22 protein-coding genes are annotated in these 25,811 nt (G+C 73.6%); 14 read left to right on the top strand and 8 right to left on the bottom strand.

Features of this window, described 5'->3' with window-relative positions; genetic code table 11:
• Nucleotides 1-14 precede the first annotated feature (14 nt).
• The 6 genes from AB0H83_RS01720 to AB0H83_RS01695 are packed head-to-tail and all read left to right on the top strand — an operon-like array spanning nt 15 to nt 5,834.
• On the top strand, nt 15-899 hold the full coding sequence (locus AB0H83_RS01720) for a class I SAM-dependent methyltransferase (RefSeq protein ID WP_360085129.1): 885 nt from the start codon (nt 15-17) through the stop codon (nt 897-899).
• Nucleotides 899-2,413 carry a dGTP triphosphohydrolase gene (gene dgt / locus AB0H83_RS01715; RefSeq protein WP_360085126.1) on the top strand — a complete coding sequence of 505 codons (1,515 nt, stop codon included), beginning with the start codon at nt 899-901 and terminating at the stop codon, nt 2,411-2,413. Before AB0H83_RS01720 ends, dgt begins: the two co-directional genes overlap by 1 nt.
• Before the next feature lie 4 nt (nt 2,414-2,417).
• Nucleotides 2,418-2,882: a GNAT family N-acetyltransferase gene (locus tag AB0H83_RS01710; RefSeq protein WP_360085123.1), complete on the top strand. Its 465-nt coding sequence runs from the start codon at nt 2,418-2,420 to the stop codon at nt 2,880-2,882.
• Nucleotides 2,883-2,935: 53 nt separating this feature from the next.
• Nucleotides 2,936-4,012, top strand: coding sequence for a hypothetical protein (locus AB0H83_RS01705; RefSeq protein ID WP_360085120.1), 1,077 nt, complete (start codon nt 2,936-2,938; stop codon nt 4,010-4,012).
• Nucleotides 4,013-4,020: 8 nt separating this feature from the next.
• The gene (locus AB0H83_RS01700) at nt 4,021-5,394 is read left to right on the top strand and encodes an FAD-dependent oxidoreductase (RefSeq protein ID WP_360085117.1); all 1,374 of its coding nucleotides are present in this window, start codon (nt 4,021-4,023) and stop codon (nt 5,392-5,394) included.
• A gap of 2 nt (nt 5,395-5,396) precedes the next feature.
• Nucleotides 5,397-5,834, top strand: coding sequence for a GNAT family N-acetyltransferase (locus AB0H83_RS01695; RefSeq protein WP_360085569.1), 438 nt, complete (start codon nt 5,397-5,399; stop codon nt 5,832-5,834).
• A gap of 641 nt (nt 5,835-6,475) precedes the next feature.
• Here AB0H83_RS01695 and hemQ read toward each other — a convergent pair.
• Together hemQ and hemG are read right to left on the bottom strand one after the other, a co-directional pair.
• Nucleotides 6,476-7,177, bottom strand: a complete 702-nt coding sequence (gene hemQ / locus AB0H83_RS01690; RefSeq protein WP_360085114.1) for a hydrogen peroxide-dependent heme synthase — start codon at nt 7,175-7,177, stop codon at nt 6,476-6,478.
• Nucleotides 7,178-7,181: 4 nt separating this feature from the next.
• Complete coding sequence (gene hemG / locus AB0H83_RS01685; protein ID WP_360085111.1) at nt 7,182-8,540, bottom strand: protoporphyrinogen oxidase; 1,359 nt, start codon at nt 8,538-8,540, stop codon at nt 7,182-7,184.
• A 22-nt stretch (nt 8,541-8,562) separates the two neighbouring features.
• Here hemG and AB0H83_RS01680 point away from each other — a divergent pair, with 22 nt between their 5' ends.
• Nucleotides 8,563-9,318: an SDR family oxidoreductase gene (locus tag AB0H83_RS01680; RefSeq protein WP_360085108.1), complete on the top strand. Its 756-nt coding sequence runs from the start codon at nt 8,563-8,565 to the stop codon at nt 9,316-9,318.
• Nucleotides 9,319-9,454: 136 nt separating this feature from the next.
• Nucleotides 9,455-10,606: a HEAT repeat domain-containing protein gene (locus AB0H83_RS01675; protein WP_360085105.1), complete on the top strand. Its 1,152-nt coding sequence runs from the start codon at nt 9,455-9,457 to the stop codon at nt 10,604-10,606.
• Nucleotides 10,607-10,611: 5 nt separating this feature from the next.
• On the opposite strand, the gene hemE is transcribed toward AB0H83_RS01675, so the two are convergent.
• Nucleotides 10,612-11,625, bottom strand: a complete 1,014-nt coding sequence (hemE, locus tag AB0H83_RS01670) for a uroporphyrinogen decarboxylase (protein WP_360085102.1) — start codon at nt 11,623-11,625, stop codon at nt 10,612-10,614.
• 80 nt (nt 11,626-11,705) lie between these two features.
• On the opposite strand from hemE, the gene AB0H83_RS01665 reads away from it, so the two are divergent.
• Nucleotides 11,706-12,254, top strand: coding sequence for a DUF3000 domain-containing protein (locus AB0H83_RS01665; RefSeq protein WP_360085099.1), 549 nt, complete (start codon nt 11,706-11,708; stop codon nt 12,252-12,254).
• Nucleotides 12,255-12,359: 105 nt separating this feature from the next.
• Here the strand turns inward: AB0H83_RS01665 and AB0H83_RS01660 are convergent, their stop codons facing one another.
• Both AB0H83_RS01660 and AB0H83_RS01655 read right to left on the bottom strand, forming a co-directional pair.
• Nucleotides 12,360-13,175, bottom strand: coding sequence for a hypothetical protein (locus AB0H83_RS01660; protein WP_360085096.1), 816 nt, complete (start codon nt 13,173-13,175; stop codon nt 12,360-12,362).
• A gap of 116 nt (nt 13,176-13,291) precedes the next feature.
• Complete coding sequence (locus tag AB0H83_RS01655; RefSeq protein ID WP_360085093.1) at nt 13,292-14,236, bottom strand: trypsin-like peptidase domain-containing protein; 945 nt, start codon at nt 14,234-14,236, stop codon at nt 13,292-13,294.
• A gap of 425 nt (nt 14,237-14,661) precedes the next feature.
• On the opposite strand from AB0H83_RS01655, the gene AB0H83_RS01650 reads away from it, so the two are divergent.
• From AB0H83_RS01650 to AB0H83_RS01635, 4 genes are all read left to right on the top strand, one after another.
• The gene (locus tag AB0H83_RS01650; RefSeq protein ID WP_360085090.1) at nt 14,662-15,936 is read left to right on the top strand and encodes an HRDC domain-containing protein; all 1,275 of its coding nucleotides are present in this window, start codon (nt 14,662-14,664) and stop codon (nt 15,934-15,936) included.
• Nucleotides 15,937-16,034: 98 nt separating this feature from the next.
• Complete coding sequence (locus AB0H83_RS01645; RefSeq protein WP_360085087.1) at nt 16,035-17,228, top strand: acetyl-CoA C-acyltransferase; 1,194 nt, start codon at nt 16,035-16,037, stop codon at nt 17,226-17,228.
• Nucleotides 17,225-19,294, top strand: a complete 2,070-nt coding sequence (locus AB0H83_RS01640) for a 3-hydroxyacyl-CoA dehydrogenase NAD-binding domain-containing protein (RefSeq protein WP_360085084.1) — start codon at nt 17,225-17,227, stop codon at nt 19,292-19,294. The genes AB0H83_RS01645 and AB0H83_RS01640 overlap by 4 nt, the downstream gene beginning before the upstream one ends.
• Nucleotides 19,295-19,427: 133 nt before the next feature.
• Nucleotides 19,428-20,519, top strand: a complete 1,092-nt coding sequence (locus AB0H83_RS01635; RefSeq protein ID WP_360085081.1) for a peptidoglycan DD-metalloendopeptidase family protein — start codon at nt 19,428-19,430, stop codon at nt 20,517-20,519.
• A 75-nt stretch (nt 20,520-20,594) separates the two neighbouring features.
• On the opposite strand, the gene AB0H83_RS01630 is transcribed toward AB0H83_RS01635, so the two are convergent.
• The 3 genes from AB0H83_RS01630 to AB0H83_RS01620 form a co-directional block, all read right to left on the bottom strand.
• Nucleotides 20,595-22,352 (bottom strand): sensor domain-containing diguanylate cyclase, encoded by a 1,758-nt coding sequence (locus tag AB0H83_RS01630; protein WP_360085078.1) that lies wholly within the window; start codon nt 22,350-22,352, stop codon nt 20,595-20,597.
• Nucleotides 22,353-22,449: 97 nt separating this feature from the next.
• Complete coding sequence (locus AB0H83_RS01625; protein WP_360085075.1) at nt 22,450-23,655, bottom strand: HAMP domain-containing sensor histidine kinase; 1,206 nt, start codon at nt 23,653-23,655, stop codon at nt 22,450-22,452.
• On the bottom strand, nt 23,652-24,329 hold the full coding sequence (locus AB0H83_RS01620) for a response regulator transcription factor (protein ID WP_360085072.1): 678 nt from the start codon (nt 24,327-24,329) through the stop codon (nt 23,652-23,654). Before AB0H83_RS01620 ends, AB0H83_RS01625 begins: the two co-directional genes overlap by 4 nt.
• 114 nt (nt 24,330-24,443) lie before the next feature.
• Between AB0H83_RS01620 and AB0H83_RS01615 the strand changes: the two genes are divergently transcribed.
• Nucleotides 24,444-25,811: a PQQ-binding-like beta-propeller repeat protein gene (locus AB0H83_RS01615; protein ID WP_360085069.1), complete on the top strand. Its 1,368-nt coding sequence runs from the start codon at nt 24,444-24,446 to the stop codon at nt 25,809-25,811.

The following is a 25,811-nucleotide window of genomic DNA, read 5'->3' as shown; positions in this document are numbered from 1 at the left end:
TGATGGACGACACTGTGACCGGAACCCTCGCGACCGTGCCGGCGGCGGACCGCCAGGCCCGCCTGGCCGAGGTGCTGGCGTGCCCCGCGTGCCGGGCGCCGCTGCGGCTCGGCGACGGCGCGACGATCGCCTGCGCGGCCTGCGGTCACACCGGCCGGCGCCGCGGCGGGCAGCTGACGTTCGGCGGGTTCGAGTCCGAGGAGCTCACCGCCGACGCGCTCAACCGGGTCAAGGAGTTCGTCAAGAAGCGGTTCAACAGGGCGTACCCGACGGCGATCAAGGTTCTGTCGCCGGTGATGGACCGCAACCTGATCATGCCGTTCCTGCGCAGCTTCGACCTCGACCGCGATCTGGTCGCCGACTTCGGCTGCGGCACCCACCGCCGCGACCCGCGCGTCATCTGCCTGGACGGCGGCACCTACCCCAACGTCGACATCGTCACCGACCTGCGCACCGTGCCGCTCGCCGAGGGCAGCCTCGCCGGCGGGATCAGCATCGCGGTGCTGGAGCACGTGCCGGACCCGGCGGCGCACATCGCCGAAATGCATCGACTGCTGCGCCCCGGCGGCCGCATGCTGGTGTTCGTGCCGTTCATGCAGCCGTTCCACGCCTCGCCGTACGACTTCCAGCGCTACACGCAGGTCGGGCTGCGCGAGCAGTTCCCGCAGTTCGAGGTGCTCAGCGTCAAGGTCGGCGCCGGACCCACGTCGGGGATGCTGTGGACGCTGCAGGAGTGGCTGGCGATGCTGCTGTCGTTCGGCAGCATGCGGCTGTACCGGGCGATCCTGCCGCTCACCTGGATCCTCTCCCCGCTCAAGGTGCTCGACCTGCTGCTGGCGCGCCACCCCGCGGCGGCCGTGACCGCGAGCGGCTTCGTCATCGAGGTGCGCAAGCCCTGATGAGAGAGGAGCGCCTGTTCGGCGGACCGGCCGGTGACCTGTCCGGCAACCCGTTCCGCGCCGACCGCGACCGGATCGTCGCGTCACCGTTCTTCGCCCGGCTCGGCGGCGTCACCCAGGTGATCAGCCCCGGCGGGTCCGGGTTGCTGGTGCACAACCGGCTCACGCACAGCCTCAAGGTCGCCAGCGTGGCCCGCGGGATCGTGGAGCGGCTGTGCTCCCCCACCGGCGGCGCGCGGCCGCTGCTGGACAAGCTCGGCGGCTGCGACGCCGACGTGGTCGAGGCCGCGGCGCTCGCGCACGACCTGGGCCACCCGCCGTTCGGGCACCTCGGCGAGCGGGTCCTGGACCGGCTCGCCCGGCAGCGGCTCGGGCTCCCCGACGGCTTCGAGGGCAACGCGCAGTCGTACCGGATCGTGACGAGCACCGAGATCAGCGGCTCGACCGTCGGGCTGGACCTCACCGCCGCGGTCCGGGCGGCCATGGCGAAGTACCCGTGGACGCGGCGCACATACCCTTCGCCGCACGTACACCTGATGCAGCCGCCACCGCGGGGGGCCGGGGTGGACCCGGAGGACCCCGTGACCGGGTCGGTGAAGTTCGGCGCCTACGTGACCGAGCTCGACGACCTGCGCCAGGCCCGGGCGCCGTTCGAGGGCCGGCTCGCGCCGTGGCAGCAGACCGCGGAGGCCTCGGTGATGGACACCGCCGACGACATCGCCTACGCCATCCACGACCTCGAGGACTTCCACCGGGTCGGGGTCCTGCAGCAGGGCACCGTGGCCACCGAGCTGATCGCCTGGCAGCGCGACGCGACCGAGCTGCGCGCGCTGGACCTCGCCGAGCTGCACGGCTCCGCCCGCCGGCCGGGGCGCTCGGTGGAGCTGCTGCGCCGCGACCTGTTCCGCAAGGACGGCTGGATCAGCGACGACGACGCGTTCTGGGCGGCGGTGGAGCACGTCCGCCACGAACTGGTCGACGGGCTGCTCTCGGCGCCGTTCGACGGCTCGATCGAGGCGGAGCAGGGCGTCGCGCGGTTCTCGGCGCGCTGGACCCGCCGGCTCATCGACGCCATCCACGTGCTGCCCGACCCGCCGGTGCGCTGCGGGCACGTGGCGCTCGCCCCCGCGCAGTGGCACGAGGTGCAGGTGCTGAAGTTCGTGCACCACCGGTTCGTGCTCGAACGACCGGACCTGGCGCTGCACCAGCGGGGCCAGGCGCGGCTGCTGGGCGCGCTGGTCGAGGCGCTGCACGCGTGGCTGGTCGACCCCGACGAGGCGACGCGGCTGCCGCGGCGGCTGCACGACCTGGTCGAGATGGCCCACGCCGAGGTGCGCGACCTGACCACCGCCGACTACGGCCTGCCCGGCGGCGACCTCGACCCCACGGCCATGGCCCGCGGCCGGGCGATCGTCGACTTCGTCGCCGCGCTCACCGACGGGCAGGCAGTCGGCCTGCTCGACGCGCTGGCGGGACGGTCGCGGCAGCTGTGGACGGACGCCTTCGTATTGTGAGCCCATGCTCAGCATCCGCCCGCTCACCCAGGCCGAGTACGACGTCCGCATCCCCGCCCTGATGGCCGAGTACGCCGCCGACGAGGTCCGCGCCGGGCGCAGTGACCCGGCGGAGGTCACCGCGCGCATCGAACGGCAGTTCCAGGCGCTGCTGCCCGACGGCCTGGCCACCGAGGGGCAGCTGCTGTTCGCCGGGGAGGCGGGCGGCGAGGTCGTCGGGTTCCTGTGGATCGGCATGCCGACCACCGAACGGCCGCAGGCGTGGATCTACGAGATCCACGTCGAGGAGGCGCACCGCCGCCGCGGGTACGGCCGGGCGCTGATGCTTGCCGCCGAGGAGGAACTGCGCGCCCGCGGCGTCGCCCGGCTCGGCCTGAACGTCTTCGGGCACAACCCCGGCGCCCGGCACCTGTACGAATCGTTGGGGTTCGAGACGACTTCGCTGCAGATGTCGAAGGCACTTGGGTAACCGTACGCATCAATGGCTTGCGCCCGTCACTCCTGTACCACTAAAAAGGGTCGGTGACCACCGAGAGTGATCTTCCGGCGACAGGGCGCCGCATTCACTGGGGGCCGATCGGCGTGGCGGTCGCCGGCGTCGCCACGGTGGCACTGACCGCGATCCTGGTGTACCCACTGACGCAGCCGTCGCGCCGGACGTCGGCGGACGGGCTGACCCCCGAGCAGCGCCGCTCCGCGGAGATGGCCGGGCTGCCCGGCACCGGCTCCTCCGCCGCCTCCCGGTCCGCGTCGCCGTCGCCGTCGGTGTCCACGTCGCCTGGCGGGTCGCCGTCCGCGCCGCGGGTCGTGTCGCGGGGCGGCGGAAAGCCGGCGGCCGGCAACACCGGGGTCATCGCCGGGACCACGCTCACCGTGCTCACCGGCGACCAGACGATCTCCGCCGACAACACCGTGGTGGCCGACGCCGACATCCGCGGGTACGTCCGCATCACCGGCAGGAACGTGACCATCCGCAACTCCGTCGTGCGTGGCGGGGCGGCCCGGTGCCCGGCCGCGGTCATCCAGGTCGAGGGCAGCGCCGTCATCGAGGACGTCGAGATCGCCCCGGCGAACCCCAACGCCTGCCTCGACGGGGTGTGGGCGAGCGCGACCACGCTGACCCGGGTCAACATCCACGGCACCGTCGACGGGGTGCGGGCCGGCACCGACGTCGTCGTGCAGGACTCCTGGATCCACGACCTGACGTACTACGGCAGCGGCGCCCCCGGCGGCGGCGCGACGATCAACGACGCCGTCGACACCCGCGGCGGGCGGCGGATCACGCTGCGGCACAACGTGCTCCACCCGGGCACCCGCGCCAACGCCGCCTACCAGGTCACCCAGGAGACGGGTGCGAGCGGCGACATCCGGGTCGAGCGCAACTGGCTCGACGGCGGGCAGTGCGTGCTGAACTTCGCCCACCGCGGCGGCGGCCCCACCCCGATGACCGGCATCGCCGTGGTCAGCAACCGCTTCGGCCGCAACAGCAGATTCGTGTGCCCGATCCTCATCAGCACCCAGACCAACCTGAGCACCAACTCGGGCAACGTCTGGGACGACACCGGCGCCGCCATCCCGGCACCCGACAAACACGATTAAATGGTCGGGTGACTTCTGCACAGCGCCTCGTCGTCATCGGCGGTGATGCCGCGGGGATGAGCGCCGCCTCCCAGGCCCGCCGCCGCCGCAAGCCCGCCGAGCTGGAGATCGTGGCGTTCGAGAAGGGGCAGCACGTCTCGTACTCGGCGTGCGGCATCCCGTACCTGGTCGCCGGCGACGTGGCCGAGCCCGACGACCTGGTCGCCCGGACCCCGGCGCAGTTCCGCGACCTCGGCATCGACCTGCGCCTCGGCAGCGAGGTCGTCGCGATCTCGCTCGACGACCGCTCGGTCACCGTCCGCCCCGCCGGCGGCGACTCCTACACCGAGCCCTTCGACCAGCTCGTCATCGCCACCGGCGGCGTGCCGGCCCGCCCCGACGTGCCCGGCGCCGACGCCGCCGGCATCCACGGGGTGCAGACCCTGGAGGACGGCATCCGGCTGCTGTCGTTCCTCGACCGCCACGAGCCCCGCCGGGCCGTCGTGGTCGGCGCCGGGTACATCGGCCTGGAGATGGCCGAGGCGATGATCCGCCGCGGGCTGCAGGTCGCCCTCATCGACGCCGCCGACCAGCCGATGCGCACCCTCGACCCCGACATGGCCACCCTCGTCGCCGACGCGCTGCGCGGCCTCGGCGTCGACCTGCGGCTGTCCTGCCCCCTCGAAGGGTTCGAGAGCTCCGGCGGCCGGGTCACCGGCGTGCGTACCGCCGACGGGGTGCTGCCCGCCGACATCGTCATCCTCGGCCTCGGCACCCGCCCCAACAGCAAGCTCGCCGCCGACGCGGGTATCGCCGTCGGCGCGAGCGGCGGCATCACCGTCGACCGGCGCCTGCGCACCTCCGCCGAGGGCGTCTGGGCCGCCGGCGACTGCGTCGAGGTGTTCCACCTGGTCTCGCAGCGCCCGGTCGCGATCGCCCTCGGCACCCACGCCAACAAGCAGGGCCGCGCCGCGGGCATCAACATCGGCGCCGGCTACGCCACCTTCCCCGGCGTCGTCGGCACCGCGGTCTCCAAGATCTGCGCGTACGAGGTCGCCCGCACCGGCCTGTCCACCACCGAGGCCGCGGCGGCCGGCTTCGCCACCTTCTCCACCGTCACCGAGTCCACCACCCGCGCCGGCTACTACCCCGGCGCCGTCCCCATCACCACGAAAATCATCGCCGAGCGCACCACCGGCCGCCTGCTCGGCGCCCAGATCGTCGGCCAGGAGGGCGCGGCGAAGCGCATCGACGCCCTCGCCATCGCCCTCTGGCACGGCATGACCGTCGAGGAGATGACCGGCCTCGACCTGTCCTACGCCCCGCCCTACGCTCCCGTCTGGGACCCGGTCCTCATCGCCGCCCGCAAGGCCGCCGAGCGGCTGGCTACCCTCGAACCGTGATCATGCACAGCGCGCCGTTCGCCTCGTTGGACGTCTTCACCCTGTACGCCCTCCTCCGCCTCCGCAGCGACGTCTTCGTCGTCGAGCAGCACTGCGCGTACCCAGACCTGGACGGCCGCGACACCGAGCCGTCCACCGTCCACGTCTGGCTGACCGACCCGCCCGGCCCGGTCCTCGCCTACCTGCGCGTGCTCACCGAACCGGACGGCTCGGCCCGCATCGGCCGCGTGGCGACCGCCCCGACCCACCGCGGCCAGGGCCTGGCCGGCCGCCTGCTGACGGAGGCGGTGACCGTCATCGGCCCACGCCCCGCCACCCTCGACGCGCAGACCACGGCCATCCGCGTGTACGAGCGCTTCGGCTTCACCATCTCCGGCCCCCGCTTCCTGGACGACGGCATCGAACACGTCCCCATGCACCGCCCCGCCCCCACCCCTTGACGACGAGCGCCGCGACGCCCACCTCGGAGCCGGCCGCGGCCGGTCGCGCTCGCCGCGACGGGGGCTGAATCGGCGCTCCCCTCACCCATCGTGATGAATGCCGGGAAGCCGCCCCGCGTCGCCCGCGCATGCGCGCGACCGAGCAGCACTACCCGGTGGATCCCTGTGCCCCGGCAAACAGGGATCCACCGGGTTGCAGCAATCCACCGGGTTGCAGCAATCCACCGGGTTGTACCCATGGTCCAAGGCCGAGTGCCATGAGCGTATGGACAGCCATCGTTCCTGACGGCGGCCGGCATCCACGGAGAGTGACGCAATCGACCCCTGTGCCGCCTCGGTCCCGTGCCTCAAGCAATGGTCAACACCGTGGCGCTCGTGCTCACCCGTCCATGCCGGCGAGGTGGGACCGGAAGTGACTGACATGTGGCCGTCCTCGCGAAGTCACCCGCTTCACCGTGGCGAGCAACACGGAGGCAGACCAAGCCACCGACGACCAACCAGGGCACCGGCGGAAGGACACCGACGACGAGTCAGGCCACCAGCGGCAGGCCAGGCCACCGGCGACCAGCCAGGCCACGCCCGCCGGACGCGACCCAGGTAAGCCGCGGCGGGGCCGCGGGGCGAGCAGCAGGGGCTGCGGGCTACGGCAGGTTGGCGATCAGGTCAGCGATGTCGCGGCGGCGGCCCGTGTAGAAGGGGACCTCCTCGCGGACGTGGCGGCGGGCGGAGGAGGCCCGCAGCTCGCGCATCAGGTCGACGATGCGGTGCAGGTCGTCGGCCTCGAATGCGAGCATCCACTCGTAGTCACCGAGGGCGAAGCTGGCCACCGTGTTGGCGCGCACGTCGGCATAGCCGCGGGCCATCTTGCCGTGCTCGGCGAGCATGGCGCGGCGCTCCTCGTCGGGCAGGAGATACCACTCGTAGGAGCGGACGAACGGATACACGCACACCCAGGCGCGCGCCTCCTCGTCGGCCAGGAAGGCCGGGATATGGCTCTTGTTGAACTCGGCGGGGCGGTGCAGGGCCACCTGCGACCAGACGGGCCGCAGGTGGGTGCCGAGGGCGGTGCGCCGCAGCGCCGCATAGGCCTCCTGGAGGGCCTCGGCGCTCGAAGCGTGCCACCAGATCATGAGGTCGGCGTCGGCGCGCAGGCCGGCGACGTCGTAGGTGCCGCGCACGACGACGTCCTTGGCGGCCAGGTCGGCGAGGAAGGCGGTCGCCTCGGCCGCGACCTCGGCGCGGGTGGCCGGGTCGAGGGGTGTCCCAGCCTGGAACACCGACCACATCGTGTAGCGGATCGAGTCGTTGAGCTCGCGGATGCGGGCGGCGTTGCTGCTGGTCATGTCGTCATCCTTCCAGGGCCTGGATCAGCGCGTCGGCGGCGGTCCGGCCCGATGTGACGCAGGCGGGGATGCCCACGCCGTCGTAGGCGGCGCCGGCGACGGCGATCGCCGGGTGGGCGGCGAGTGCGGCGCGCAGGGCGGCGACCCGGTCGCGGTGGTGGGGCTCGTACTGCGGGAGGCCGCCGCCCCAGCGGAAGACGGCGGCGTCGACGGGGTCGGGCAGGCGGTCGGCGCCGAGAAGCCGGGCCACCTCGTCGCGGACCAGGTCGAGCAGGCCGGCGTCGGTGCGCTGCAGCTGCTGCTCGTCGCCGGCACGGCCGACCGAGGCGCGCACGACGGTGAGGCCGGGGCGGCGCAGGTGCGACCACTTCTGGTCGAAGAACGTGACGGCCTTGACCGCGAAGCCCTCGGTCGCCGGCACCAGGAACCCCGACAGCTCGGGCAGCTTGGTGGCCGGCAGCGCGAGCGCGACGAGGGCGACGCTGGCGTAGTCGAGCGGCACGCCCGCCACGCCATCCACAGTGGACAGCAGGCGGGCGGCGGGGGCAGCCGGCACGGCGAGGACCACGCCGTCGGCGTCCACCGTGGACGGGTCGCGGGTCGAGCCGACGGTGAGGCGCCAGCCGGTGCCGTGCCGGTGCAGGTCGCGCACGGGCAGGCCGAGCCGGACGTCGGGCAGGGTGGCGGCGACCGCGTCGACGAGCCGGCTCATACCACCGCGCACGGCGCTGAACACGGGCGCGCCCGGCGTGGCCCGCCGCGCGGCGAGGGCCGTGCGGACCGCGCCGGTGAGGGTGTCGGACGACTCCGCCGCGTCGGCGAGGGCGGGCAGCGCCATGCGCAGCGAGAGCCGGTCGGCACGGCCGGCATAGACGCCGCCGAGCAGCGGCTCCACGAACCGGTCGACGACGAGGTCGCCGCGGCGCGGGCGGACCAGCCCGCCGACGGTCACGTCCTCGCCGGGGCGCAGCAGGGGGCGGCCGGAAGGCCGGTCGGCCGGGTCGTCGCCGGCCGGGATGCCCATGAGGGTGCCGGCGGGCAGGTCGAGCAGGCCGCCGCCGACCGCGACCGCGGCCCTGGCCGTGGCGGGGTGCACGAGGTCGTCGCCGAGCCCGACCTGCTCGGCGAGGCGCACCGCGGCGCTCGAGCCGCCGGCCGGGTCACCGGACAGGAACGACTCGGCGCCCCGCTCGACCGGGCCACCGGCCAGCTCGACGGTGCGCAGCTTGCCGCCGGGACGCTCGCCCTGGTCGAACAGCACCACGTCGAGGTGCGGGGCGCGCTCGCGCAGCCGGTGCGCCGCGGCGAGACCGGCGATGCCACCACCGATGACCGCGACCCGTCTGCGCACGCCCCCAACCATGCCCCGAGTCTATGGTCGGTGTATGACAGAACCACGAGTGGCCGTCGTCACCGGCGCGGCCCAGGGCATCGGCCGCAGGACCGCCGAGGTGCTGGCCGAGGAGGGCTATCGGCTGGCGGTCATCGACACCCGGCCGGTGGACCTCGACGGGCTCGTCTTCGCCGGTGACGTGTCCGACGAGCAGGACGTCGCGCGGTTCGTGAGCGAGGTCGAGGACGCGTACGGCGGCTGCGACGTGCTGGTGAACAACGCCGGCATCGCCTCGATCGCGCCGGCCGAGGACACCGACGCGGCGCAGTGGCGGCGGGTGCTCGACGTGAACCTGACCGGGCCGTTCCTGCTGTGCCGGGCGTTCGGGCGCCGGATGCTGGTTCGCGGCACCGGCTCGATCGTCAACATCGCCTCGGTGGCGGGGCTGTTGGGGGTCGCCGACCGGGTGGCGTACAACGCCAGCAAGCACGGCCTGATCGGGCTGACCCGCACCCTCGCGGTCGAGTGGGGCGGCCGGGGCGTGCGGGTCAACGCGGTCTGTCCCGGCTGGGTGAAGACGGAGATGGACGACGAGTCGCAGGCGTCGGGCGCGTACGCGGACACCGACATCACCGACCACGTGCCGATGGCCCGGTTCGCGCAGCCGGAGGACATCGCCCGGGCGGTGGCGTTCCTCGCCGACCCGGCGCGCTCCGGGTTCGTCAACGGTGCCGCACTCTCCGTCGACGGCGGCTGGGCGGCCGACGGGTCGTGGCAGTCGCTGCGCCTGGGCAGCCGGGGACGTTGACGAGGTCGTCGCGGCGGCCGGTGCACCCGAAGTGCGTCGATATGTCGTCGGGTCGGGCGAATCTGACCAGCGGGATGTCCATCTGTGGGGCGAACCCCTCTGGAACATCTCGCCGGAGGCGAGCAGACTCTCTCGGATGAGCGACCTCGCGTCCTCCCGACCGTCACCGGACGAGCCGAGCGACCGCGCGCTGGACGCCGGCGCCGCCGGCGGTCACGCACCGTGGACCGCCGAGCCGTGGACCACGGACCCGTGGCAGATCGGCGCCGGCCAGGCGGCCCCCGGGCAGCTGGGGGCCGGGCAGGACGGCGACGCCTATGCGACGGACCCGCTCGCCGACGTCATCGCCGACCTGGCCGAGCTGGCCGAGCTGGCCGACCTCGCGGATCCGGCGGCCGCGGCCGCCGCCGCGGAGGCGGCCGCCGAGGCACGGGCAGCCCCCGTCGACGACGTGGAGCCGACCGCCCGGACGATCTCGGCGCTGCTGGCCGACGCGACGACGTCCCCGGCCGAGCTCGCCGACGCCGTCGCCTGGTGCTACGACGACGAGGCGCTGCCGCTGCTGCTGCCGCTGATCCACCACGCCGACCCGCGGGTGCGGCGGGCGGTCGCCCAGGCGCTGCCGAGCGTCCTCGGGGAGGCCTCGCCCGACGACACGGTGCGGGCGCTGCTGGTACTGAGCAACGACCCCGACGACGACGTGCGGGACTGGGCGTGCTTCGCGCTCGGCACCCAGCTGTCGGAGGTGGACGCACCGGTGCTGCGTGAGGCGCTGCTGGTGCGGCTCGACGACCCGCACGACGACACCCGGTGCGAGGCGCTGCTCGGCCTGGCCCGGCGGCGCGACGAGCGGATCCTGCCGGTGCTGCAGGAGCGGCTGGCCCGCGTCAACGTGTTCTCGCTGGAGATCGACGCGGCCGGCGCGCTGGGCCACCCGTCGCTGCACACGCTGGTGCGCGGGCACCTGTCCGGCTGGGACGACGACGTGGTCGCGCGGGTGTGCGCGGCGCTGCGGCTCACCGACCCCGACGGCGTCGGCGACGACCTGCTCGACGGGCTCGCGGAGTGGTTCGCCGGCGGTGCGCCGCACGCCAGCGACGAGGACCGGTACTGGTGGTCGGTGACCTTGCAGCTGCTGGAGCACGCCGAGTACCGGGCGCCGGAGATCGCCGAGCAGGTGCACGCCCGGCTCGCCGGCGAGGCCCGGGCGACGTCGCTCATGCTCGGCTCGCGGCTGGCCCAGCTCGCCGGCGACCACGGCTGGTGGCGCTGGAGCCCGACCTACTGAGCCCGCTACGCCGTGTGGACCAGCTCCACCAGGCGGGTCAGCACGTCGGGGTCGGTCTCGGGCATGACGCCGTGCCCGAGGTTGAAGATGTGCCCGGACGCCTTGCGGCCCTCGGCGATCACCCGGCGCGCCTCCTGCTCCACGACCTCCCACGGCGCGAACAGCACGCACGGGTCGAGGTTGCCCTGCAGTGCCTTGCCCGGCACGCGCGCCGCGGCCGCGTCCAGTGGCGTGCGCCAGTCCACGCCGACCACGTCCGCGCCGGCCTCCGCCATGGCGGGCAGCAGCTCACCGGTGCCGACGCCGAAATGGATCCTCGGCAGCCCCGTGCCGGCCAGTCCGTCCAGGACGCGGCGCGAGTGCGGCAGGACGTAGCGGCGGTAGTCGGCCTCGGACAGCGCCCCGGCCCACGAGTCGAACAGCTGCACCGCGTGCACGCCCGCCTCGGCCTGCACCCGCAGGAAGGTCAGGGTGATGTCGGCGAGCCGGCCGCACAGGGCGTGCCAGACGTCGGGTGCGCCGTACATGAGGGCCTTCGTCTTCACGTGGTGCCGTGACGGGCCGCCCTCGACGAGGTAGCTGGCGAGGGTGAACGGCGCCCCGGCGAAGCCGATGAGCGCGGTCGGGCCGAGCTCGGCGAGCAGCAGCCGGATCGCCTCGGCGACGAACCCGACGGCGTCGGGGCTCAGGGCGGGCAGTGCGTCGACGTCGGCCATGCTCGCCACCGGCGCGGCGACGACGGGGCCGGTGCCGGCGACGATGTCCAGGTCGACGCCGGCGGCCTGCAACGGCACGACGATGTCACTGAACAGGATCGCCGCGTCGACCTTGTGGCGGCGCACCGGCTGCAGGGTGATCTCGCAGACCAGGTCGGGCCGCCGGCACGACTCGAGCATGCCGATGCCGGCACGCAGCGCGCGGTACTCGGGCAGGGACCGTCCGGCCTGGCGCATGAACCAGACCGGGGGGTGCGGCACCGCCTGGCCGCGGGCGGCACGCAGAAGCAAATTGTCAGTCATAGCGAACTCATCGTTTCACTGCGTGCGCAACGGCGGCGCGGCGGCACCCCCCGCGTGGGTTTGCGCCTTACTCTTCCGGTATGGCGCCATCGACCGCGACTCCCCTCACGTTCACCCGGGCGGTGGAGGACCTGCGCGCGGTCACGGCGCGGCCCGAGATCGAGCTCGAGGAGATGCCGGCGCCGCAGCGGCTCGCCCCGTTCGCCCACGCGATGAGCGGCACGGTGCTGCGCGACGGCGACGAGGTCGCCACCGGGCGGCTGATCCTGCTGCACGACCCGGCCGGGCACGACGCGTGGGACGGCACGATGCGGCTCGTCACGTACGTGACGGCGGAGCTGGAGGCGGAGCTCGCCGCCGACCCGCTGCTGCCCGGGGTCGGCTGGAGCTGGCTGACCGACGCCCTGGAGGGCCACGGCGCCTCCTACACGGCGATCGGCGGCACGGTCACGCAGACGCTGTCGACCCGCTTCGGCGACCTGGCCGGCCCGCCGACCGCCGCGGACCTGGAGATCCGGGCGTCCTGGACGCCGACCGACGTCGACCTGCAGGCCCACGTGCACGCCTGGTGCGCGCTGCTCGCCTCGACGGCGGGCCTGCCGCCGCCGGGCGTCACCGCACTGCGCTGACGGCGCGACGCGAAAGGCGCGAAGGCGCGACGCGAAAGGCGCGACGCGAGAAGAGCCGGACGCGCAAGAGGGCGGGCCTGGAGGCCCGCCCTCTGCCTGCGCCGATCAGATCCCGAGCAGGACCTCGGCCTCGTCACACGGCTTGTCCATCTCGTTGAGCTTGTTCTGCAGGGTGGTCTTGTCGCCCTTGCTGGACGCGTCGAGCGCCTCGAGCAGCAGCTTCAGGCAGGTGCCGATGACGTCGCGCTGGCGCTTCGCCTCGGTGCTGTCGGCCGTCACGCCGCGCAGCTCCTGCTGGGCCTTGGTGAGCTCGTCGGCCTTCGCCTTGAGATCGGTCTTGGTCTTGTCCAGCTCGCCCTGGGTCGCGGTGAGGCTGTCCTGGCGCTGCGACGCGAGCTTCTCGGACTTGTCGAGCTTGCCGCTCTTGTCGATGTAGAGCCCGACGAACACGCCGGCCGCGATGATCGCGAGCGCGAGGAGGCTGGCGAGGATCGGCACCGCGACGCTCTTCTTCGGCGCCGGGCCGGGGGTCTGGTAGCCGCCCTGCGCGTACCCGGGCGGGCTGGAGACCGGGCCGTAGGAGGCCGGCGGGCCGGACATCGGCGGCGCCGACATTGGCGGCGCCGACATCGGCGGGTTCGCCATCATCGGCGAGGTCGGCGGCGCGGACACCGACGGCTCGAGGTTGTACGACGCCGGCGGCTCGCCGTAGGTGGGCATCTGCTGGGTGCCCTGGTCGTACGGGTTGGGCTGCGGCTGGCCGTAGCCCTGGTCGTGGGTGGGGGCGGGCTGCGGCGGCACCGGGGCGCCGTAGGGCGACTGCGGCGCGCCGGGCGGCGGGTAGGCCCCCTGCGGCGAGTTCGGGTCCGGGTAGGCGTAGCCCTCGTTCGGGTTCCCCTGGGGGTTATTGGGGTAGGTCATCTCTTTCTTCCTCCTGATGATCCCTCCGGGCAGCGCCCCGGGCGGGGTCGAACGGCCGCCGCGACCGGGACGCGACGACGTGGTGCACGGTGCTTCCGGGGTGCCGGCCGCGGGGATCAGCAGATGCTGATCGTCTCGCAGACCACTGAGATGGGGATGGCGAGTCCGATGCCTTCGGCCTCCCGCGCCTTGAGCGTCGCGACGCCGACCACCTCCTTCTTGGCGTTGAACACGGGCCCGCCGGAGTTACCGGGGTTGATCGCCGCGTCGAACTGCATCAGGCTCTCGCCGCTGAGCGAGCGGAACGCACTGACGACGCCGGTGGTGACGGTGTCCTCCAGGCCGAGCGGCGCGCCGACGACAAGCACGGGATCGCCGACCTTCGGCACCTGCGCCGCGGCGACGAGCCGGGTGAAGTCCTCGTCGGTGTGCAGCAGCGCCAGGTCCTTGTCGGGGTGCGCCTCGATGATCTTCGCCGGGAAGCGCTGGTTGGTGCGCTCGATGCTGACGTCGCGCTCCCCCTTCTCGTACGCCTCCTGCACGACGTGGTAGTTCGTGATCAGGTTGGTGCCGCCGCCCGACGGGACCTTGCCGAGCGCGAAGGAGGTGCCGGTCGCGTACTTCGTGGTGACACGGAACACGCTCGGCCGGACGCTCTCGGCGACGGCCGCGGCGTCGAGGTTGCCGCCGGTCTTGGCTTCGAGCTTGTCGGCGCGGTCCTCGAGGGTCTTGAGCCGGGTCTCGTCGCTCTGCTTGGCGGCGCTCGCCGCCTTCTCGGCCTTGTCGAGGCGGGACTCGAGCCGGACGATGAACGCCGCCTGCACGCCGACGACGATCAGCAGCAGCAGCGCCAGGGTCAGGGCGAGCACGCTGCTACGCCCGCGGGGGACCCCGCCGGCGTGCGGCGGGGCGCTGTGCGGCGGCGGGCCGGCAGGCGCGGAGACGGGCCAGGCGCTCGTCGGCTGGGCGGGGAACGCGCCGGTGGCCGGGAAGCTGCCGGTGGCCGGGCCGCCGCCCGCAGGCGATACGCCGGCGGCCGGGAAGGATCCGGTCGGCGTCATGCGTGGAGGAAGTGGACCGAGCCGCTCCGAGTCGTCGCCCGACCGGTCCGCGTGGCGCGGACGATCGAACGATTCAGAGGTTCCGGAAGCCACCGGGTTGGAGGGGTCATACCCGGCCGTCATGCTTCGCGTTTCCTTCCTGTCACAATTCCACCCGTTTGTACCGCGGCGCGGTCGAAGTGCGGCATCGCAGTCGGCCTCACCCTAAACTGCCCGCACAAGCCTCGCGACCTCCGTGGCAGGCAACAGACACAACCGGAAGTACCAGTTCGGCCCGCGCACGCGACCGTACCGGGGCGACCCGGATTTGTCCGTCCCGAATCGGCGTGTCCCGGGCCACCCGGGGACCGCCGGAGCACAGCGGAAACCGACGCGCCGGACCCGGCTGCATCGGCGTGCCGGTGGCGCAACGTACCGTGGTCCGGGTGACCGACGAACCCCCCGCGCGGCGTCGGGACGAGGAGCCAGACAGTCCGGATAAACCGGACGACACGACCGAGCCCGTCCTGCTGACCGCCCCCCGAGACGGGACGCCCGAACCGATCACCGACCGGGCCGAGCTGGTGCGCGCCGTGGAGCGCTTCGCACAGGGCAGCGGCCCGGTGGCCGTGGACGCCGAGCGCGCCTCCGGCTACCGGTACACGCACCGGGCCTATCTCGTGCAGCTGCGCCGTGCCGGAGCTGGCACCGTCCTGATCGACCCCCTCCCCTTCGGGCAACTGCCGGAGCTCGACGAGGTGATCTCGCCCACCGAGTGGATCCTGCACGCCGCCAGTCAGGATCTGCCCTGCCTGACCGAGCTGGGGCTGCGCCCCACCCGGCTGTTCGACACCGAGCTCGCAGCACGGCTGTGCGGCTTCGAACGGGTCGGCCTGGCCGCCCTGACCGAGTCGCTGCTCGGCTACACGCTCGAGAAGCACCACTCCGCCGCCGACTGGTCGACGCGGCCGCTGCCGGCGTCCTGGCTCACCTACGCGGCGCTGGACGTCGAACTGCTGCTACAGCTGCGCGACACGCTCGCCGAGGAGTTGCACGAGCAGGGCAAGACGGAGTGGGCGGCACAGGAGTTCGCCGCGCTGGTCGCCTCCGCCGGCGACCCGCCCCGGGTGCGCGCCGACCCGTGGCGCCGCACGTCGGGCATCCACCGGGTGCGCGGCGCCCGCGCCCTGGCCCGGGTCCGCGCGCTGTGGCACGCCCGCGACGAGATCGCCGCGCGCCGGGACGCGAGCCCCGGCCGGGTCCTCGCCGACGCGGCGATCGTCGCCGCCGCCGAGGCGGACCCGAAGGACGAGCGGTCGCTGCTGGCCCTCGCCGGCTTCGGCGGGCGCTCCGTGCGCCGGCTCGCGCCGACGTGGCTGGCCGCGCTGGCCGACGCCAGGGCACTGCCGGACAAGGAGCTGCCGACCACCCCGCCGTCGGAGGGGCCTCCCCCGCCGCACCGGTGGGCCGAGCGCGACCCCGTCGCGGCCGGGCGCCTGGCCCGGTGCCGGGAGCTGGTGACCAGCCTGGCCACCGCCAACCGGGTGCCGCCGGAGAACCTCATCACCCCGGACTCGGTGCGGCGCCTCGCCTGGTCGCCGCCGGAGGAGCTCACCGAGGAGGCGGTCGCCGCGGTGCTGGCCGGCTACGGCGCGCGCCCGTGGCAGGTCGCGCTGGTGACCCCGGGGCTGACGGCGGCACTGGAGGTACCGGCGGAATAGGGCACCGACGGGCACGGGGCGGATGTGGGCGGGTCCACAGGCGCATCGGACCTACTGGCGAGTAACATTGCCGGTAATTCGTCGCTAGGAGGACACCCGTGCCCCGTCCCGTCCGCGACGTCGTCTTCGTCGACGGCGTGCGCACCCCGTTCGGCAAGGCCGGTGGGATGTATGCCAACACCCGCGCCGACGACCTCGTCATCCGCTGTATCCGCGAGCTGCTGCGCCGCAACCCGCAGCTGCCGCCGGAGCGGGTCGACGAGGTCGCGATCGCGGCCACCACGCAGACCGGCGACCAGGGCCTGACCATCGGCCGCACCGCCGCCCTGCTGTCGGGTCTGCCCAAGACCGTCCCGGGCTACTCGATCGACCGCATGTGCGCCGGCGCCCTGACCGCGGTGACCACCGTCGCCGGCGGCATCGCCTTCGGCGCCTACGATGTCGCGATCGCCGGCGGCGTCGAGCACATGGGCCGCCACCCCATGGGCGAGGGCGTCGACCCCAACCCGCGGATCATCGCCGAGCAGCTGGTCGACCCGTCGGCGCTGGTCATGGGCGCCACCGCGGAGAACCTGCACGACCGGCTGCCCGGCATCACCAAGGAGCGGGCCGACCGGTACGGCTACGCCTCGCAGGTGAAGACCGCCGCCGCGTACCAGGCCGGCAAGCTGCAGCCCGACCTGGTCAGCGTCGCGACCCGCGACCCCGAGGCGGGCTGGGGCCTGGCCACGGTCGACGAGGCGCCCCGCGAGACCAGCCTGGAGAAGCTGGCCACGCTCAAGACCCCGTTCCGCCCGCACGGCAAGGTCACCGCCGGCAACGCCGCGGGCCTCAACGACGGCGCCACCGCCGCCATCATCGCCGCCGAGGACGTCGCCCTCGAGCTGGGCCTGCCCGTCGGTATGCGCCTGGTCTCCTACGGCTTCGTCGGCGTCGAGCCGGAGGTCATGGGCTTCGGCCCGGTCCCGGCGACCGAGAAGGCGCTGCGCCAGGCCGGCCTGAGCATCGACGAGATCGGCCTGTTCGAGCTCAACGAGGCGTTCGCCGTGCAGGTGCTGGCGTTCCTCGACCACTTCGGCATCGCCGACGACGACCCGCGGGTCAACCCGTGGGGCGGCGCGATCGCCGTCGGGCACCCCCTGGCGTCCTCCGGCGTGCGGCTCATGACGCAGCTGTCGCGGCAGTTCGCCGAGCACCCCGAGGTCCGCTACGGCCTCACCGCCATGTGCGTCGGCATCGGCATGGGCGCATCCGTGATCTGGGAGAACCCGAACTGGAAGGGCGACAAGTGAGCGCGGCCATCTCGAACCCGAACGAGGTCGTGACCAGGGCGCTGCTGCGCTTCGTCACCCTGCCGAGCCGCGAGCGCGCCGCGCTCATCACGCTCGACAACGGCTTCGACCACACCAAGCCCAACTCGTTCGGCCCCGGCGGCCTGGCGAGCCTGGACGCGGCGATCGGCGAGGCCGTCGCGGCGGCGCCGAAGTTCATCGCGATCACCGGCAAGCCGTACATCTTCTGCGTCGGCGCCGACATCACCGGCATGCCGCTCATCACCGAGCGGGAGCAGGCGCTGGAACTCGGCCGGTACGGCCACCGCGTGTTCCGCAAGCTCAAGGACTCCCCGGTGCCCACGTTCGCGTTCATCAACGGCGCGGCGATGGGCGGCGGCCTGGAGGTGGCGCTGCACTGCCACTACCGCACCGTGTCCTCCGGCGCGGCGGCCCTCGCCCTGCCCGAGGTCGCGATCGGCCTGGTGCCCGGCTGGGGCGGCACGCAGCTGCTGCCGAACCTCATCGGCATCGCCCCGGCCGCGCAGGTCATCCTGCAGAACCCGCTGACCCAGAAGACGCTCAAACCGGCCCAGGCCCGCGAGCTGGGCATCGCCGACGAGATCTTCGAGCCGGCCGACTACCTGGAGCGGTCCCTCGCCTGGGCCGAGGGCGTCGTGGACGGCACCGTCACCGTCACCCGGCCGGAGATCGACCGGGACATGTGGGACGGCGTGCTGTTCTTCGCCAAGCACCAGCTCGACGAGCGGCTGCACGGCGCGGTCAACTCCGCCAACAAGGCGATCGAGCTGCTGGCCCTGGCCAAGAGCGCGACGTTCGAGGACGGCACGGCGGCCGAGGACGAGGCCCTCGCCGACCTCATCATGGGCGACCAGGCCCGGGCCAGCCTGTACGCGTTCGACCTCGTCCAGCGCCGGGCGAAGCGGCCCGCCGGGGCGCCCGACAAGGGCCTCGCCCGCGACGTCAACAAGGTCGGCATCGTCGGCGCCGGCCTCATGGCCTCCCAGCTGGCGCTGCTGTTCGTGCGCCGGCTCGAGGTCCCGGTCGTGCTGACCGACCTCGACCAGGCCCGCGTCGACAAGGGCGTCGGCTACGTCCACGCCGAGATCGACAAGCTGGTCTCGAAGCGGCGCCTCGACCCGGGCAAGGCCGCCAAGCTGCGCGGCCTGGTGAGCGGCTCGGCCGACAAGGCCGCCTTCGCCGACGCCGACCTCGTGCTGGAGGCGGTGTTCGAGGACCTGGGCGTCAAGAAGCAGGTCTGGGCCGAGGTCGAGAAGATCGTCCGGGACGACTGCGTGCTGGCGACCAACACCTCCTCGCTGTCGGTCAGCGAGCAGGCCGCCGGCCTCGCCCACCCGGAGCGGGTCGTCGGGCTGCACTTCTTCAACCCGGTCGCGATGATGCCGCTGCTGGAGGTCGTGCGCGCCGACCAGACCGACGACGCGACGCTGGCCACGGCGTTCGCCGTCGGCAAGGCCCTGAAGAAGTCCTCGGTGCTGGTCAAGGACGCCCCGGCGTTCGTGGTCAACCGGCTGCTGACCCGCTTCCTCGGCGTGGTCACCGCGGCCGTCGACAACGGCACGCCGATCGCCGTCGCCGACGCCGCCCTGGACCCGCTGGGCCTGCCGATGCGGCCGATGGCGCTGCTCACCATGGTCGGCCCGGCGGTCGCGCACCACGTGGCGGAGACGCTGCACGCGGCGTTCCCCGACCGTTTCGGCGTCTCGGCCAACCTGGGCCGGGTGGTCGAGGCCGGCAAGCGCGGCTTCACCGACGCCGAGGGCAACCCCGACCCGGAGGTGCTCGCGCTGCTGCAGGTCGGCGACTCCCCCTCGACCACCGAGGAGCTGCGCGACGAGGCGACCGCCGCCCTGGCCCGCGAGATCCGGCTCATGCTCGACGAGGGCGTGGTCGCCGACCCGCGCGACATCGACCTGTGCATGATCCTCGGCGCTGGCTGGCCGATGCACCTGGGCGGCGTCACGCCGTACCTGGACCGTGAGGGCATCTCGGAGAAGGTGACCGGCGCACGGTTCCTGCCGCCCGGCGTGGCCAACGCGCCGTAGGTTCACCCGAACGAGGGCACATTCGGTAAATATCGGTAACGGACCCCGCCGGCGCCTAGCGTTGGCGGGGTTCGCTCGCAGTCCCCCCGGCTGCACGAATCACTCGTCCCGGGGGTGCACCATGCGCAAAATCATGTCCGTCGCTGCGGTTGTCCTGGCCACGCTGACCCCGGCGGTCGACGCGCACGCCTCCCAGAGCGCCACGGTCGTCTCGCCCAAACGCCCCCTGAACGTACGGGCGGGCAGTGCTGTGTGGACCACCCAGCTGCGCACGCTGGCGCACGGCGCGTCGGTGGCGATCGACTGCCAGGTCAAGGGCCAGCTGATCAACCAGGGCTCGGTCCGGGTCACCGACCAGTGGGACCGGCTCACCGACGGCTCCTACGTCTCCGACGCGTGGATCCGCCGCCCCGCCGTCCCGATCCCCGCCTGCGGCCCGGCCGCTCCCGTCGCGCCCGCCGCCGTCGCCGCCGCGGTCACCACGACCACGGGCACCGTCGCCACGGGTGGCACGCCGCTCAAGGCCCGCACCGCCCCCACGCACGGCGCGCCGCTCGTCGCCGCCCTGCCCACCGGTACCCCGCTGACCCTGGTCTGCCAGCAGCGTGGCGAGAGCATCGCCGGCACCCAGCGGGTGACCGCGATGTGGGACCGCCTGCCGGAGGGCACCTACGTCTCCGACGCGTACGTGCGCCGCACCGCGACCCCGCCACCGTGCGCCGCGGCGGCGAACCAGCCGGCCGCCGCGCCCGCCGCACCCGTCGCCACCGGCGCCTGGACCAACCCGCTGCCCGGTTTCCGGGCCCGGCCGGGCTTCCGCACCGCGAGCAACCCCAACCACATCGGCGTGGACATCATGTCCTTCACCGGCACCCCGATCCACGCCGCCTCGGCCGGCACGGTGGTCGAGGTGGTGTGCAACATCGAGGCCGGCCACAGCTGCGACCAGACCGGCAGCGCATCGATCGGCGGCTGCGGCTGGTACGTCAAGCTGCAGCACGCGGGCGGCATCTCCACCCTGTACTGCCACATGGTCCGCCGGGCCCTCGTCCAGCCCGGGCAGAAGGTCAAGGCCGGCCAGGTCATCGGGTACGTCGGCAGCTCCGGCAACTCCTCGGCCCCGCACCTGCACTACGAGGTGCACATCAACGCCCCGCCGACCGGCCCGCACAACGCCGTCGACCCGATCCCCTTCATGCGCACCCACGGCGCCGCCATCGGCTGACGGCGCCGGCGCCAACCCACGCGGTGCCGGCGCGAACCCGCCCCGGTACCAGCGCGAGCCCGCGCGGTGCCGGTGCTACCCCGCGCGGTGCCGGCCGGGGCGGTCGGGGCCGCGCTTGGCGGCGTACATGGCCTGGTCGGCGGTGCGCAGCGCCTCGTCCGGGTCCTCGCCGGGGCCGGCGAGGTGCAGCCCGACGCTGGCACCGATGCGCACCTCGTGGCCGGCGACGTCGAACGGCTCGGCCAGCACCGCGCGCAGCCGCACCGCCAGGGCTTCGGCGTCCCCGCCGCCCACCACCCCGGGCAGGAGCAGCACGAACTCGTCGCCGCCGACGCGGGCGAGCACGTCGCTGGGGCGCAGGCAGGACGAGAGGCGCTCGCCGACCTGGCGCAGCAGCTCGTCGCCGGCCTCGTGGCCGAGCTCGTCGTTGACGGGCTTGAAGCCGTCGAGGTCGACGAAGAGCACCCCGACCGGGGTGTGCTGCAGCGACGCGGTGAGCCGCTCCTGCAGGCGGCGGCGGTTGGGCAGGCCGGTGAGCGGGTCGTGGTGCGCGTCGTGGGCGAGGCGGTCCTGCATCTCGCGGCTGTCGGTGATGTCGCGGGCGTTGATGACGATGCCGTTGAGGGCGGCGTTGTGCAGCTGGTTGGAGGCGGTGAAGTCGAACCAGCGATGGTTGCCGTCGGCCTGCAGGACCCGCACCTGCATGCGCTCCAGACCGCCCCGCTCCGCCAGCAGCGCCGCGAAGCGGTCCCGCACGTGCTGGCGGTCGTCGGGGGCCAGCAGGTCGAAGACGGACGAGCCGACCGCGACGAAGCCGAGGATGCGTTTGCCGCTGGGGCTGGAGTACACCACGGCGCCCTCGCGGTCCAGGACGGTGACGACGTCCGGCGCGTGCTCGACCAGCGCGGCGAAGCGCTCCTCGGCGCGGCGGCGCACCAGCTGCGAGCGGTAGCCGAGGACGGCCAGGCCGGCGACGCCGACGAGGAGCATGGTCAGCAGCGCCAGGTTGATGGTGAGGCTGCGGTTGCGGATCGGGCCGTCGAACGTCGCCGTGGACTGGGTCCGCACGTACGCCCAGCCGCCTGGCAGCCCGCCGTGCACGGCCGCGATCATGGAGTGGCCGCCGGCGTGGTACGTGACGAACACCGGCTCTCTGGAGCCGAGCTTGTCGATGATCGCGGAGTCGACGACGGTGCCGACCGCGTCGGGGTCGCTGGACGCGCCCACGGTCCCGCCGGCGTCCACGACGAGCGACAGGTGCGACGAGTCGCTGAGCTTCTCCAGGTACACCTGCAGCTGGTTCTTGCGCGCGGGGATGAAGCCGTAGATCAGCGCGACCGGGGCGCCGTCCACGACGATGGGCACGGCGACCGCCTGGACCAGAGCGTCCTTGACCGTCATGAGCGCGGAGAAGCCCGGCTTCCCCACCGCCAGCCCGGAGATCAGCGACTGCCAGCCGGTCGCGGCCTGGTCGGGGAACTCGTCCGCCGGTTTCGTGGCGTTGATCGGGTTGCCGGTGAGGTCGGTGATGGTGAGCCCGTACGTAAAGAACGTCGACTTGCGCGCGTACTCGACGAGGGCGGCCCGGTCGCCGGCGTCGCCGGGGGTCAGGCGCAGCGGCCGGCCGGTGACGAAGTCGTTGAGCTCCTTCACCGACAGCATCAGCAGCTGCTCGACCAGGCCGCCGTTGTTGGTGGCCAGGGCGAGCGTGTCGGCGCGGTGCACGGTCTCCGCGGCCCGCAGCGCGGACCGGTTGACCGAGACGCCGACCGCCCCGATCGCGAGCAGCAGGGCTGCGCTGATGCTGACAACCAGCCAACTTCGCAGCCGCATCCAGTTTCCTCCGACTCGTCCTGTGGAGGTCAGATCGGCGGCGGCAGGGGCGGAACTGAGAAACTGTGTGACCGATCACAGCCGCGGCGGCGGGCCGTCAGGCGGTGGGCTTCACCGTGGCGGTGCCGGTCAGGACCGGGGTGACCGCGGCGGCCGGGAGGCTCACGGTGACCTCGAGGCCACCGCCGTCCAGGGCGACGGCGCTGACCCCGCCGCCGTGGGCCTCGCAGACGGCGCGGACGATCGACAGGCCGAGCCCGGAGCCGCGGGCGCCGGTGCGCTCCCGCCCGCCGCGGCGGAACGGCTCGAACAGCACCGGCACGTCGGCCGGGTCGACCTCGAAGCCGGTGTTGCCCACGACGAGCCAGGCGAGGGTGTCGTCGGTGCCGGTGCGCACCCAGATCCGCCCGCTGAGGTGGTTGTACCGCACGGCGTTCTCCACGAGGTTGCCGGCGAGCCGCTCCAGCAGGCCGGGGTCGCCGACGACCCGCGCCGGGGCGAGGTCGGTCGTCACGTCGAGGGTGAGCCGCTTGATCTCCTTGCCCATCGCGGACATGGCGACGGTGACCCCGGTGGCCAGGTCGGTCGGCACTTTCCGGCCGAGCCGGCGGCCGGCCTGCGCCTCGGTCCGCGCCAGCAGCAGCAGCGACTCCACCAGCGCGTTGGCCCGCATGGACGCGTCGCGCACCACGTTGGCCATCCGGCGGAACTCCTCGACGTCGGCGTCCGGGTCGTCGAGGGTCACGTCGACCTCGGTGCGCATCACGGCGAGCGGGGTGCGCAGCTCGTGGGAGGCGTTGGCGACGAACCGCTTCTGCGTGTCGAACGCCTCACCGATCCGGTCGAGCATCGCGTCGAACGTCTTGGCCAGCTCCGACACCTCGTCGTCGGCGCCGTCGTAGTTGATCCGGGCGTCGAGGGTCTCCCCCGTCAGCCGCTGCGCGGTGGTGGTGACCTTCTGCAGGGGGCGCAGCGCCCGGCCGGCGACCACGTACGCGCCGGCGACCCCGACCGCGCCGATGAGCAGCAGCGCGAGGCTGCCCCGGGTCACCAGCTCCCACTCGGCGGCGTCGGCGAGCTCGGTCTGCCACTGCCGGGCGTCGACCTCGGTGCCGTCCTGCAGCACGATGCGGGTGCCGGGCTGCAGCTCGTCGGCGGGTCTGATGGCGCTGTCGACGAGGATGTACGCGAGCACCACCAGCACCAGCCCGGCTCCGACGAGCAGGATGCCGTTGAGCAGCGTGAGGCGCAGCCGCAGGGTCGGGCGGAAGAGGGCGGCGCGCCGGGCGTCGTAGACCGTCATTGCGGTGGCCCCTGTGGCGGCCGGGTCCGGTAGCCGGCGCCGACGACGGTCTCGATCAGCGCCGGGTCGCCCAGCTTCTTGCGCAGCGTCATCATCGTGACCCGCACGGTGGTGGTGAACGGGTCGGCGTTGGCGTCCCAGACGCGCTCCAGCAGCTCCTCGCTGGACACGACGGCGCCGCGGGCCTTGAGCAGCTCCTCGAGCAGGCCGAACTCCTTGCGGGTGAGATCCAGCGGCTGCCCGCCCCGGGTCGCGACCCGCTTGGCCTGGTCGAGCACGAGGTCGCCGATGGTCAGCACCGGCGGGGCGGCCGGGGTGGCCCGGCGGCCGAGCGCCTGCACCCGCGCGACCAGCTCGTCGAAGGCGAACGGCTTCGGCAGGTAGTCGTCGGCGCCGATCTGCAGCCCTTCGACCCGGTCGGCGACGCTGCCGCTCGCGGTGAGCATCAGCACCCGGGTCAGCGCCCCGGACGCGACGAGATCGGCGCAGATGTCGTCGCCGTGCACGCCGGGGAGGTCCCGGTCGAGCACAACCACGTCGTAGCGGGTCACCATGGCCATCTCGTGGCCCTGGGTGCCGTCGTAGGAGACGTCGACCGCCATGCCCTGGCGGCGCAGGCCCCGAACGATCGCGTCAGCGAGGTGCTGCTCGTCCTCGACCACCAGCACGCGCACGCCACATCACCCCCCACCGGTCGGGCCAGTGTCAGGCACCGGCTGTGAAGTCCGCGTGAGCCAACGTATACCGCACGGTTGGCGACCATGGCCTGTGCCAGGCACCCTGATGAGGTGGGAGAGCCGCTGATCGATCTCGGGGTGGTCACCGACGGCGCGGACCAGCTCGACACCGGGCCCGCTCCCGTGGTCGCCGGCCGCAGCCAGTGGCCGTTCGTGATGGTCCTCGCGCTGCTCGCGGCGCTCGCCGGCGGCTCCGGCGCGAGCACCTCGGTCGATGCGCTCGGCGTCCTCGCCGAGCACACCATCGGGTTCGTCGCCGACCGGGGCGCCCTGTACGCGCTGCGCGAGGAGCCGGCGGTCACCGCGTACGACTGGGGCACCGGCGAGGAGCGCTGGAGCCGCTCGATCCCGTCCAACGCCGGACAGGTCTACCTCGCCGCGGACCGCGCGTACATCCGGCACCGCCCCTGCACCGACGCGGTCGGCTGGAGCCTGGAGCGGCTCGACCCGGCCGACGGCCGCCAGCAGTGGCTCGCCTCGGGGGCGCCGGTCTCGGTGCTGCGCGTCGAGGGCCGGCCGGTGCTGCTGCTCGTCGACGAGCGCGCCACGACGTGCCCGCCGGCGGTGCCGCTGCGCAACAGCCCGCAGACGCCGGTACACCTGGCGGCGATCGACGCGGAGACCGGCATCGTGCGGTGGCAGTTCCAGATGCCGCCCGGCGGCCGGCTGGTCTCCCCCGACGTGCCCGGCAACGACTGGTTCGCGATCTGGTACCCGGGCGGCCACACCGAGGTCCGCGCCGCCGCGACCGGGGCGGTGGTCAGCGCCGCGCAGGTGCCGGAGCTCGCCGACGGGCCGCCGCAGAGCGTGCGCATCGTCCGCGACCTGCTGGTGATCGTCGCCGTCCGGCTCGACGGGGCGATGATCACCAGCTACGGGCACGCGCCGCTCACGTACCGGTGGCAGCAGCTGTTCCAGTCCGCCGAGCCGGTGCCGATCGCCGAGCTCGCCTACGGCCCGGTCGTCGTGGCGTGCGGCCCGATGGTGTGCGTGCCGAACTGGCGCGACATCGCCGTGCTCGACCCGCGGACCGGCGAGCAGCGCTGGCGCCGCACGATCCAGCTGGACGCCGTCGGCGCCGGCGTGCTCGTGGCCCGCGACCGCGAGGACTTCATGCGCATCCGCATCGTCGACTGGCAGACGGGCGTGGACCGCAGCCAGCTCGACGGCTGGGGCCTGGTCCCGATGGCCACCGACGGCAACGACGACGCGGTCGGCACCGCCGCGGCCGCCGGCGCCACCTACGCGGTGGTCCAGCGGCCCGACGGGGACGGCTCCCGGATCGCCCGGGTCAACCTGCACACCGGCGAGGTCGACGTGCTCGGGCACGTGCGCCCGATCCCGTCGCGGTGCGCGCTGCACGGGCGCCGCCTGTCCTGCCTCGCCGGCGGCGACGCCGTGCACCTCTGGAAGCTCTGA

Origin of the sequence: Dactylosporangium sp. NPDC050688 (assembly GCF_040654515.1) — a bacterium.
Taxonomy (GTDB): domain Bacteria; phylum Actinomycetota; class Actinomycetes; order Mycobacteriales; family Micromonosporaceae; genus Dactylosporangium.
The sequence above is the reverse complement of the archived record's forward strand: the minus strand, read 5'-3'. Positions and strand labels throughout refer to the sequence as shown.

Coding starts and splice junctions, on each gene's coding strand:
- hemE (WP_360085102.1), bottom strand. CDS start 11,625: ATGACTGACAATTTGCTTCTGCGTGCCGCCCGCGGCCAGGCGGTGCCG.
- AB0H83_RS01625 (WP_360085075.1), bottom strand. CDS start 23,655: ATGACGGTCTACGACGCCCGGCGCGCCGCCCTCTTCCGCCCGACCCTG.
- AB0H83_RS01630 (WP_360085078.1), bottom strand. CDS start 22,352: ATGCGGCTGCGAAGTTGGCTGGTTGTCAGCATCAGCGCAGCCCTGCTG.
- AB0H83_RS01675 (WP_360085105.1), top strand. CDS start 9,455: ATGAGCGACCTCGCGTCCTCCCGACCGTCACCGGACGAGCCGAGCGAC.
- hemG (WP_360085111.1), bottom strand. CDS start 8,540: ATGGTTGGGGGCGTGCGCAGACGGGTCGCGGTCATCGGTGGTGGCATC.
- AB0H83_RS01665 (WP_360085099.1), top strand. CDS start 11,706: ATGGCGCCATCGACCGCGACTCCCCTCACGTTCACCCGGGCGGTGGAG.
- AB0H83_RS01710 (WP_360085123.1), top strand. CDS start 2,418: ATGCTCAGCATCCGCCCGCTCACCCAGGCCGAGTACGACGTCCGCATC.
- AB0H83_RS01680 (WP_360085108.1), top strand. CDS start 8,563: ATGACAGAACCACGAGTGGCCGTCGTCACCGGCGCGGCCCAGGGCATC.
- dgt (WP_360085126.1), top strand. CDS start 899: ATGAGAGAGGAGCGCCTGTTCGGCGGACCGGCCGGTGACCTGTCCGGC.
- AB0H83_RS01635 (WP_360085081.1), top strand. CDS start 19,428: ATGTCCGTCGCTGCGGTTGTCCTGGCCACGCTGACCCCGGCGGTCGAC.
- AB0H83_RS01695 (WP_360085569.1), top strand. CDS start 5,397: ATGCACAGCGCGCCGTTCGCCTCGTTGGACGTCTTCACCCTGTACGCC.
- hemQ (WP_360085114.1), bottom strand. CDS start 7,177: ATGACCAGCAGCAACGCCGCCCGCATCCGCGAGCTCAACGACTCGATC.
- AB0H83_RS01655 (WP_360085093.1), bottom strand. CDS start 14,236: ATGACGCCGACCGGATCCTTCCCGGCCGCCGGCGTATCGCCTGCGGGC.
- AB0H83_RS01660 (WP_360085096.1), bottom strand. CDS start 13,175: ATGACCTACCCCAATAACCCCCAGGGGAACCCGAACGAGGGCTACGCC.